At 59.8% G+C, this 9826-nt stretch carries 9 protein-coding genes; 6 read left to right on the top strand and 3 right to left on the bottom strand.

Going from position 1 to position 9826, the window contains the following annotated elements:
* Window positions 1–181 precede the first annotated feature (181 nt).
* The 5 genes from secA2 (at window position 182) to RDN59_RS09995 (ending at window position 5390) form a co-directional block, all read left to right on the top strand.
* Window positions 182–2473: an accessory Sec system translocase SecA2 gene (gene secA2 / locus RDN59_RS10015; RefSeq protein WP_308607710.1), complete on the top strand. Its 2292-nt coding sequence runs from the start codon at window positions 182–184 to the stop codon at window positions 2471–2473.
* 86 nt (window positions 2474–2559) lie between these two features.
* Window positions 2560–2991 (top strand): oxoglutarate dehydrogenase inhibitor Odhl, encoded by a 432-nt coding sequence (gene odhI, locus RDN59_RS10010; RefSeq protein ID WP_154762726.1) that lies wholly within the window; start codon window positions 2560–2562, stop codon window positions 2989–2991.
* A 118-nt stretch (window positions 2992–3109) separates the two neighbouring features.
* Window positions 3110–3856 carry a MerR family transcriptional regulator gene (locus tag RDN59_RS10005; RefSeq protein WP_308607709.1) on the top strand — a complete coding sequence of 249 codons (747 nt, stop codon included), beginning with the start codon at window positions 3110–3112 and terminating at the stop codon, window positions 3854–3856.
* Between the two features lie 61 nt (window positions 3857–3917).
* Window positions 3918–4514 carry a bifunctional nuclease domain-containing protein gene (locus tag RDN59_RS10000; protein ID WP_308607708.1) on the top strand — a complete coding sequence of 199 codons (597 nt, stop codon included), beginning with the start codon at window positions 3918–3920 and terminating at the stop codon, window positions 4512–4514.
* 315 nt (window positions 4515–4829) lie between these two features.
* Entirely contained in the window at window positions 4830–5390 is a 561-nt protein-coding gene (locus tag RDN59_RS09995) for a MerR family transcriptional regulator (protein ID WP_210397754.1), read from the top strand.
* A gap of 124 nt (window positions 5391–5514) precedes the next feature.
* On the opposite strand, the gene RDN59_RS09990 is transcribed toward RDN59_RS09995, so the two are convergent.
* From RDN59_RS09990 to RDN59_RS09980, 3 genes are read right to left on the bottom strand one after another with little or no spacing between them, the layout of a single operon-like run.
* Window positions 5515–6351: a VWA domain-containing protein gene (locus RDN59_RS09990; protein ID WP_308607707.1), complete on the bottom strand. Its 837-nt coding sequence runs from the start codon at window positions 6349–6351 to the stop codon at window positions 5515–5517.
* 56 nt (window positions 6352–6407) lie between these two features.
* On the bottom strand, window positions 6408–7262 hold the full coding sequence (locus tag RDN59_RS09985) for a 3-methyladenine DNA glycosylase (protein ID WP_374044604.1): 855 nt from the start codon (window positions 7260–7262) through the stop codon (window positions 6408–6410).
* Window positions 7259–8572 carry a DEAD/DEAH box helicase gene (locus RDN59_RS09980; RefSeq protein ID WP_308607706.1) on the bottom strand — a complete coding sequence of 438 codons (1314 nt, stop codon included), beginning with the start codon at window positions 8570–8572 and terminating at the stop codon, window positions 7259–7261. The genes RDN59_RS09985 and RDN59_RS09980 overlap by 4 nt, the downstream gene beginning before the upstream one ends.
* A 125-nt stretch (window positions 8573–8697) precedes the next feature.
* Here RDN59_RS09980 and RDN59_RS09975 point away from each other — a divergent pair, with 125 nt between their 5' ends.
* Window positions 8698–9492, top strand: a complete 795-nt coding sequence (locus tag RDN59_RS09975) for a hypothetical protein (protein WP_308607705.1) — start codon at window positions 8698–8700, stop codon at window positions 9490–9492.
* Window positions 9493–9826 lie beyond the last annotated feature (334 nt).

The raw sequence follows: 9826 nt of genomic DNA, 5'->3' as shown, positions 1-9826 counted from the left end.
CTTGCGGAGGGGAGTCAGGGAAGTCGATGGTTCCGGCCATCGCGGTACCGGTGCTGGAGGGGAGCGACACGTTCACGGATTGCATGCCCACAAGGATATAAGGGCGAACGCACGCCTGCGAACCGGGGTTGACTAGAGTCGGTAGAAGACCTGTATGACGCACAAGGATGGAGGAGTGCTCATGGGCGCATTCGATTGGTTCTGGAAGGCAATGGGCGCGCAGTCCGAGCGCAACAACAAGAAGTCGAAAGCCGTTGTGACGGCCGCAGATTCCGCGGTGAAGGATATCGCGAACCTGTCGGATGCTGAGGTTGCCGCCACTGCGCGCGCTTGCGTGAAAGACGGGGTAATTGCAGATAAATCTCGTTTCCTCGCGGCATTGGCCGTGGCGAGCGAACGCAAGCTTGGCATGCGTCCCTTTAATGTCCAGTCGCAAGCTGTACTGCGTCTTCTTGAAGGTGACGTCATCCAAATGGCCACCGGCGAAGGAAAGACACTGGTGGGTGCCATGGCTGCGACTGGTTTCGCGCTCACCGGCAAGCGCGTGCACCTGGTGACGGTTAATAATTATCTAGCGGCGCGTGACGCCGAATGGATGCGCCCACTCGTGGAGTTCTTTGGACTCACGGTGGCTTCCGTGACGGAGAAAATGGGGCCGGAAGAGCGACGCGGGGCTTACCTTTCCGACATTATTTATGCGCCGGTTAATGAGCTCGGATTCGATGTGCTGCGAGATAACCAGATCACCTCCCGGGAGCAGACGGTGCAGGCGCGCGCGGACGTGGCGTTGGTGGATGAGGCGGACTCTGTGCTTGTCGACGAAGCCCTCGTCCCCCTCGTCCTCGCCGGAAATCGTCCCGGTGAGGAATCTACGGGCCACATCACCAACGTGGTCTCGCGCTTGCGCGAGGAGCAGGACTATGTCATCGCGGAGGACGGCCGCACGGTGGCGCTCACCGATGATGGTGCGGCTCGAGTAGAGCGGGAATTGGGTATTGACTCGCTGTATTCGGAGGAGAATATCGGCTCCGTACTGGTGAAGGTCAACCTAGCGCTACACGCGAAGGCGCTGCTCATCCGTGACATTCACTACATCATCACGGACGGAAAGCTGCAGCTTATCGACGCCTCCCGCGGCCGCGTGGCCGAGCTGCAACGCTGGCCGGATGGACTCCAGGCAGCGGTGGAGGCCAAAGAAGGCTTGGAGGTATCAGAAGGTGGGCGCATCCTCGACACCATTACGCTGCAGGAGCTCATGCGTCGCTACCCCTTGGTCTGTGGCATGACAGGCACCGCGGTGGAGGCCACCGACCAGTTGCGACAGTTTTATGACCTGCACGTCTCGGTCATCGACCGCAATAAGGAACTGCAGCGCTTCGATGAAGCAGACCGCATCTACGCGTCCGTGGATGAAAAATCGCGCGCCATCGTCAACGAGATCGTTGAGATCAACAGCACGGGTCAGCCGGTCCTCGTGGGTACCCATGATGTCGCGGAGTCCGAGGACCTTGCTGCAGCTTTGCGCGAACGTGGCATTACTGTCAACGTGCTCAACGCTAAAAACGATGAGGATGAGGCGCGCATCGTCGCGGAAGCAGGCGACGTGGGGCGCGTGACGGTGTCCACGCAGATGGCGGGCCGCGGCACCGATATCAAGCTGGGCGGCGCGGACGAAGCTGACCGCGACGCGGTCGTCGAGAAGGGCGGATTGGCAGTACTTGGCACCTCGCGGCACCGTTCCTCGCGATTGGATAACCAGTTGCGTGGCCGTGCTGGCCGCCAGGGAGATCCGGGCATGTCGCTCTTCTTCGTGTCGTTGGAGGACGACGTAGTTCAGCAGGGTGGGGAAGATGAGTCCCTGTCGGCTCGGCCAAATGCCGATGGCCTCATTGAATCCAAGCGTGTCCGAGATTTCATCGCACACTGCCAGCGGGTGACGGAAGGCCAGTTGCTGGAAATCCACGCGCAGACATGGAAGTACAACCAGCTGCTGGCGGATCAGCGCATCATTATCGATGAGCGCCGCGCTAAGTTGCTCGATACGGACCAAGCCTGGCAGGAGCTCGCTGAGCGAGCGCCCGAACGCGCCGCCGAGCTTAGCGACGTCCCCGTGGAAGCCCGTGAGCGCGCTGCGCGCGAGATCATGCTCTACCACCTCGACTTAGCGTGGGCCGACCACTTGGAGCTGATGGATGACGTGCGTGAATCCATTCACTTGCGTGCCATTGCTCGCGAGACCCCCATCGATGAATACCACCGCATCGCCGTACGCGAATTCAAGGATTTGGCGCAGCGCGCGGTTGATGATGCCGTCGATACTTTTAAGACCGTACTTATTGATGTCGATGGTGCTCACCTAGAGGATCATGGACTGTCCCGTCCGAGTGCCACCTGGACTTATATGGTTTCCGATAATCCATTGTCTGGCGGGGGAAATTCCGTGCTCAAGGGCATAGGAAACATTTTCCGTTAATGTATTTGTGGAGAGGCGACTCGCGCGCGCAGCGGAGTCGCTAATATGGAATGAGTCAACATCGATCCGACCCTTCGGAGGTAAAAATGAGCGAGAATACCGGAACGCCGGAACCGCAGGCAGAGACTACTTCTGTCTTCCGCGCTGATCTTCTTAAGGAGATGGAAAACGGCACCGCGGCGGGTTCCGACGCCTCCGTTGCTGGCGCTGAGAACCTGGCTGACGGCCAGGCCCTGCTCGTCGTGAAGCGAGGCCCGAATGCCGGCGCGCGCTTCTTGCTTGATCAGCCGACCACCACCGCCGGCCGCCACCCGGAAGCAGATATCTTCCTCGATGACGTCACCGTCTCCCGCCGCCACGCAGAATTCCGCGCCAAGGATGGCCAGTTCGAGGTCGTGGACGTCGGATCGCTCAATGGCACCTACGTCAACCGCGAGCCGCGCAATGCGCAGGTACTGGAAGTAGGCGACGAAATCCAGATTGGTAAGTTCCGCCTCGTCTTCATCGCCCCCAAATAGGGCAGTACCCGTCAGCAAGGACGAAGCGGAGGTACGAGGGGAGCAGCCGGTCTTGCTTCCTCACTGTACCTGCCCTTTGTCAAAGTGAATCCGCGTAGAAAGCAGTAGTAGTCCCATCGTGAGTGCTCAGAAGTCCGCCGCAGCGGCAGCAACAGCATCTTCGGCGGCCAAGAAGACCAAGCAAAAGCCCATGTCTATTGGCGTAACGCTGAAGCACGTGCAGAAGCAGTTCCCGGACGTGACGGTGTCGAAGATTCGCTTTTTGGAATCTGAGGGTCTGATTACTCCGGAACGCACCGCGAAGGGCTACCGCCGCTACTACCAGAAGGATCTTGACCGCCTGCGCTACATTCTGACCGCGCAGCGCGACCACTACACGCCGCTCAAGGTTATTCGCGAGCAGCTGGAGGCGATGGATTCGGGTCAAGTAACCGCCATTGTCTCCTCCCAAGCTGAGGCACTGATCAGTGCCGAGCAGCTGCGAGCACCAGTGGTGACTAGGCTTACCGACGCCGACGTGGCCGACCAAGCCGGGACCACGCAAGAAAATATTGCGGAGCTGGTCTCGGTGGGGCTCATTAAGCCGGATCCGGCGGGATTCTTTGACACGGATGACGTGTCTATTGTGTCGGCGGCTGTCGCCTTAGAGTCTTTCGGCTTTGAGGCACGGCAATTGAAGTCGCTGCGCAATGCCGCCCGCCGGCAGGCAGACATGATTTCGCAGGTGGCTTCACCGGTAGCGCATTCGAAGTCTGATACGGCCCCGCAGCAGGCAGAAGAGCTCTCGCAGCAGATGGCGGCGCTTGTTCTGTCCCTTCATGGAACGCTGGTCAAGACTGAGCTGCGGGACGAGTTCCGCCCTTAGCGGAATAGAGGGCTGCTCTGTCAATCGCCACGCGTGAGGAAAGTGTGGAAAAGTGGGTGCCATGACTGCAGAAGTATTGAAGTTTTTAGGAATCCACCCCGTCGGCCCCGAGAATAACCTGTGTGCCCTCTTCTACTGGGAAGAGGCAGACCGGCACGTGCCTGTGTGGGTCTCGCCCATTGATGGAGCCCGCGTTCTCCAAGTGCTGGAGCGCCATTACAACGCGCGGCCTAGTACCTATGAACTCTTGATTGCCTTCGCCGACCAGCTCGACGGGATCGAGCATATTTGTGTCTCCGAGTACCACAAGGGAGCTTTCATGGTCGATGTGGTCGACGGAACTGGTGAGGAGCACGACGCCCGCATCTGTGACGCCCTCGTCCTTGCAGATCACTACGGGGTGCCCATCCGCTTTGAGCAGGAAGTGCTCGAGGAGGTCGCTATTTACATTAGCGATGAAGATCTCAAGGAATACTACGGTCTCGAACGCGAAGCTAAGTCTCCAGAGACCTTCCCGGAGAAGAGGTCGCGCGATTTTCAAGAGATGGCGGCTCGGCAGAAAGCCCAGGAAGACGATGACTTCGAGCAGCTAATGCGTGACTCCGGAATTTCCGAAGAAGATTTGCTTGGGGGCGACTCGCCGGAAGATGAGGACTAGCGCCCGCGCGCTCAGCTGAGCTTCGTACGTAGAAGGGCGGCGGTCGGCTCGACATACTCACCAGCGCTCCACGCTAGACACAGCGGCACTATTTCTGGGTGCCGCTTTTACTTGTTATCAGCGAATTTTTTAATGACACGCGTGTGACTAATGATGACAAAGTGACCAAAAAAGTCTAAAGTTCTACTAGAGGTTCACGGAGGGCGACCCTTGACGTGGTGGCTGACGTGGCCTTTAATAGAAAAATAGAACTCCCTCAAACATCACTGGAGTAATTACGTGAGCAGTAAAAACAACCGCACTGAGTCCCGCGCCCTGCCGCTCGATGACGCCGCATCGAACGGCTATGTCCAAGAATCCCTCTTCGACGTCGGACCGGACGAGGAGCTGGGCTACCGCGTACCCATCGCGTGTCAGGTAGCCGGTATTACCTACCGCCAGCTGGATTACTGGGCGCGCACCGACCTGGTTAAGCCCTCGATCCGCACCGCGCGTGGTTCTGGCTCCCAGCGTCTGTACTCTTTTAAGGACGTGTTGGTGCTCAAGATTGTCAAGCGCCTGCTGGACACCGGTATTTCTTTGCAGAATATCCGCCTCGCCGTGGAATCCCTGCGGGACCGCGGCGTCAATGACTTGGCGGAGCTCACGCTTGTCTCCGACGGCACCACGGTCTATGAGTGCCGGTCCAACGATGAAGTCATCGACCTCCTCGCCGGCGGCCAAGGTGTATTCGGTATCGCTGTTCCCGGCATCCTTAAGGAGCTCTCCGGCACCATCACGTCCTTCCCGGCCGAGCGCGTCGTGGAGGAAGAAGAGACTGACATCGTTATTGGACTCGACGAGCTCGCTGCTCGCCGTAAGCGCAAGACCTCTTAAACTCGCCACTCGCCGCCGCGCCCTTCCCGCACTGCTGCTCACGTCAGTGTCCTGGGAAAAACGCGGCGGCTTTCTGCGCTCTGGGAGCGCACGTCGCGAACTAGTTTTGCATGAGATCCCGCGTCTAGCGTGCGCCGGCTGCGGCTGAAATGGCCGTTGCACTGTCCTGGGCATCGGATGGATCTGCGACCGTGCTGTAAGAATCAGCCAGCTTTTCGAGTTCAGCATCCTTCTCGCCGTTACCCACGTGCACCACGCTCAAGCTCACTCCGTCGCCGCGGGCATTCTTCATGGCCTCGGCGAAGGCAGCATCATCCATATCTTGCTGCGTGCCGGTGGTCACGAGCACGACGCGTGTGTCCTTGCCGCTTTCAGTCACCTGGTCGGTGGCGTTATCCAGTGCGGCTACCACTGCACTCCGGGTTTGCGGAACGCCACCCGTGCCAAACATACCTACGGCATAGGTAACGTTATCGGCATTCCCATACGATACGTTTTGGCGGTAACCCACGGTTGCCGAGGCGGAAAGAGGAGAGGAGTAGTTCCAAAGGCCCACGTGGCTTCCCTCCGCGCCGGCTGCCGACGCCGCCTCAGCCACACCCTGGCTTACCGCATCGAAATAGGGCGCGAGGTTCTCGGACGTATCGAGGAGGAACAAAGTATTCGGCGCGACCTGTTCCTCTGCGGCCTTCTCCTCCGCGCTGGGGGCGGCCGACGTCGATTCGGTATCCTTCGCCGTTTCCGACGACGCAGGCGCGGCCGACGTTGTGGGCTCTGCAGTAGAGGTCTCCTCCGTCTTAGCTGTAGTTGATTCTGCCGCCACCGTTTCACCGGAATCGGAATCGTTTCCACGGAAGAGGAAGAACCCTCCGATAACCAGCGCCAACACCGCTAAAACGGCCACGATGATAACCCACGGTGCAAATGCGTAGTTATTTTTTCCATCCGAGTGCCGGGCCATCTCTTTCCTTCCGCGCTGGTTTCGCGGGGCGGCACAGCGCGCCCCGACGGGTCACATTAATGGTTCCTCATTGTAGCGGGCAGTGCGGTGCGAATTTGGGAGACAAGCCGCGCGCGGAGGGGCTCGGCGGCGTCGGCAAGCTCGCGTTGGCGACGCACGTACTCGGACTTTCCATCCGCCGTTTCGATGGGGACGACCCCAAAGCCCCACTCGCGGCAATCGTAGGGTGACGCTTCCATATCAAGTGTGCGTGCTGCCACCGCTAGCCGGAAGGTGTCGAGGAACAACTCACCCGGCACCAATGGCCCCAACTTCCACGCCCATTTATAGAGATCCATAGTCGCATGAACGCAGCCCGCCTGGTCGTTCTCCGGTTGTCCCTCGCGAGTCAGCACCGTGAGGTTGAGCGGGCGCGCGGGCTCAGTGAAGAAACGGAAGGCATCGTAATGCGTGCACTTGATTCGGTGCCTATCGACGACCTCATTCGTCCCCTCCGCCCCTAACCGCAGCGGCAAGTCATGGCGAGGAGAATCGGTGTGGTAGACCATGGCCCATTCGTGCAGGCCAAAGCAATCGAATTGGGTGGGGTTATGCGTGGTCTTTTCTAGCAGATTCAGGATGTAGCGAACGGTGCTACCGCGGCGTGCGAGGAAGGCCTCAGTGTCCACCGTGACGCCTTCATCAATGCGGTGGTAGTAGTTCCACTCAGCATGCGGGGCCTCGCCGGCCAGAGTCACACCGACGCCTGGGTGCCAACGCCGCAGGTGTGACGGGCGGACGGGATAGTACTCGAAAAGGAAGTCGTAGACAGGGTGATACGAGCCCGGGTGGCGGTAGCGTGCGAGATACTCGTTAGCCGCCTCCTCATGCATGGTCATCCGGGTTTGCCAGGTTTGAGGCTGGAGAATCATCGCTGACCTGCTTTGCCCCGTCGGCGGCGCTGGTTACGGCTACCCGATCTCCGACGCGCAGGCTGCCTTTCGGACTGACTCTGTGGCTTCTTCTTCGATGGTTGCTGGTGTGGTGGGCCGAGCGGTTCGCCCTTGGGCTTGCGCGCTCCAGTCATCTGGGCAAGCTCGGGGCTGCTGGCGGGGTTGGCGTGGTCACTGATGTCGAGGTCGGTGTGCGCAACCCCGGCCTTCGCGATGAGCTTTGCCACCTCATCGCGTTGCTCGTCGGTGACGAGCGTGACTACGGTGCCGGAGTCGCCTCCGCGTGCAGTGCGGCCAGAGCGGTGTAGATAGGCCTTGTGCTCAGCTGGCGGATCGACGTGGACGACAAGGGAGACGTCGGCAATGTCGATACCGCGGGCAGCGATATCGGTGGCGACGAGTACCGGAACGCTGCCGTCGGCAAAGCCCTCAATGGCCTTGGTACGTGAGCTCTGGCCCTTATCGCCGTGCAGGGGCAACGCGTTGATTCCGACGCGGCGCAGCTTTTTGGCCTGCCTGTCGACGCCATGCTTGGTGCGCATAAACATGATGGTCTTGCCCTTACGTGCGCCGAGACGAAGAACGACGTCATTGCGGGCCTCGCGGGTGCCGATGAAAATAAGGTGGTGTTCCATCGTGTCGACGGCTGCCTCGACGGGGGCGGTGGAGTGGGTGACGGGATCGTGCATGAACTGGTTGACCAGCTTGTTGACTTCGCCGTCGAGGGTGGCGGAGAAGAGCAAACGTTGACCATCAACTGGTGTGAGTTTGAGCAGCTTGCGTACCTGGGGGAGGAAACCCATGTCCGCCATCTGGTCCGCCTCGTCGAGGGCGGTGATAGTGACGTGGTCGAAGAAAAGCTTTCCTTGGTCGATGAGGTCCTGTGCGCGTCCCGGTGTGGCAACGAGCAGGTCAACCGGGCGGGCAAGCGAGCGAATGTGGTTGTTGATGTTGACGCCCCCGACGACTGCCAGTACCCGCAGTCCCAATGCCGCCGCGGGTTCTTCTAAGCGCTGCTGGATCTGGGTTGCCAGCTCGCGCGTCGGTGCCAGGACCAGCCCGCGCGGGTGGGCCGGGCGCGACACTCCGGACTCGGCCAATCGGGCCAGCGTAGGGAGACCAAACGTAAAGGTCTTACCCGACCCTGTGGGGCCACGGCCGAGGACGTCCTTGCCAGCGAGGGCGTCGGGAATAGCGGCTTCCTGGATAGGGAAGGGGGTTGTGATGCCCTGTTTGTCTAAGATACGAACAATATCGCGGGGGAGGCCGAGTTCGGCGAAAGTAGTCATCGGTTGAAAAGTCTAGTGCTCGGGCCAGCCAGACCGAAAAGCATCACAGTTACCGGCGGGGATTAGGCCTCGCATCCTGCATTTTTAGGGTTTGCGTGACGTGGTTCTCTGTTAAATTGAGCGACATGACGAACCCATTTGACAACTCTCAATCTCAGTCGCCTCCCCGCGGATTTGGCCAGAACCCGCACCACGTCCAACCTGGGAACAACCAAGCGCCTCCCGGTTTTAATGGGCAAGGCCAGGGGATGCCGCAACCGCCACAGAAGAAGCCCGGTTCGAAGAAAACGGTGTGGATTGCTCTAGCAATTATCCTCGGTCTTATTCTGGTTACAGGGCTCGCTCTTGTGGCGGCATTTTCGGAGCTTAAAGACTTTGCTGCTGGATTGGAAGATGGGCCAGGAGAGGTCGATGCCTCTGATGCCGGTTATTGGGAGCGCACGATTGACATCGATGATGTTGACGCTATCCGAGAGTCCGAGGTGCCGGCGTCTGTTCCTACACCTCTGGCTGAGCTGACGTCCGAGTGCTACGAAGATACGTCCTATTTCGGCGAGTCAGCAGATCAGGGCTACGACGCGCAGTGGGTCCCGACCATTTCCTGCCTCTATGGGGCCGACGGTGAGTTGGTCGCTCAGTACACCGAGAATCAGGGAGCCATTCGCGACGCGGAGCGCGTGGGGTTGCAGGAGTCTGTTGTGGATTACACGTCCACTCGCGGTTCCCAGATCGCAATTTTTGGACAGGATGAGGAATTCGTCATGGTGGAAGTGCTCGAGAATCGTAACGCGGTCATCGAGTACGTGATGGGTGGGTACGACCCGGACGAGGTGGTGACCAACTACGGCGACCTTGCCAGCTATCTGGTACACGCGGGGATCCTCGACGAGACGCCGGGGCCACCGCCAGTCGACGCCTAGTTGTATACCTATGCTTGACGACGTCCCCGCCCCATACTCACCCAGAATCGCCGCTGTCACCAATGGGGCAGCGCGGCGTCGTTTGGATTCGCGCTCATAACTGAAGCCGGTAAGAATCGCTAGAGCGTAGGATGACGCGCACTGGGCGGCCGTCGTTGTGCGGGATCGCCGATGTCCCCGCCAGCATGGCTTTGTCTAACGGGTTCTTTTATCGGCAGCGCCTTTGTTGCAGGTTACCGGCGCTTTTCTGTGTCTGGTGGTTGGGGGTTAGCTGCTGTCGGGGGGTGGGGCTGGGGGGCGTTCTGCTTCTCGTTCGGCGTTGGGTCTTGCGGGG

This window comes from uncultured Corynebacterium sp., assembly GCF_902489365.1.
Classification (GTDB): Bacteria; Actinomycetota; Actinomycetes; order Mycobacteriales; family Mycobacteriaceae; genus Corynebacterium.
The sequence above is the reverse complement of the archived record's forward strand: the minus strand, read 5'-3'. Positions and strand labels throughout refer to the sequence as shown.

Bases quoted from the DNA above. Each gene is read 5' to 3' on its own strand.
- RDN59_RS09975 (WP_308607705.1), top strand. From the start codon at position 8,698: ATGACGAACCCATTTGACAACTCTCAATCTCAGTCGCCTCCCCGCGGA.
- secA2 (WP_308607710.1), top strand. From the start codon at position 182: ATGGGCGCATTCGATTGGTTCTGGAAGGCAATGGGCGCGCAGTCCGAG.
- RDN59_RS09980 (WP_308607706.1), bottom strand. From the start codon at position 8,572: ATGACTACTTTCGCCGAACTCGGCCTCCCCCGCGATATTGTTCGTATC.
- RDN59_RS10000 (WP_308607708.1), top strand. From the start codon at position 3,918: ATGACTGCAGAAGTATTGAAGTTTTTAGGAATCCACCCCGTCGGCCCC.
- odhI (WP_154762726.1), top strand. From the start codon at position 2,560: ATGAGCGAGAATACCGGAACGCCGGAACCGCAGGCAGAGACTACTTCT.
- RDN59_RS09985 (WP_374044604.1), bottom strand. From the start codon at position 7,262: ATGATTCTCCAGCCTCAAACCTGGCAAACCCGGATGACCATGCATGAG.
- RDN59_RS09990 (WP_308607707.1), bottom strand. From the start codon at position 6,351: ATGGCCCGGCACTCGGATGGAAAAAATAACTACGCATTTGCACCGTGG.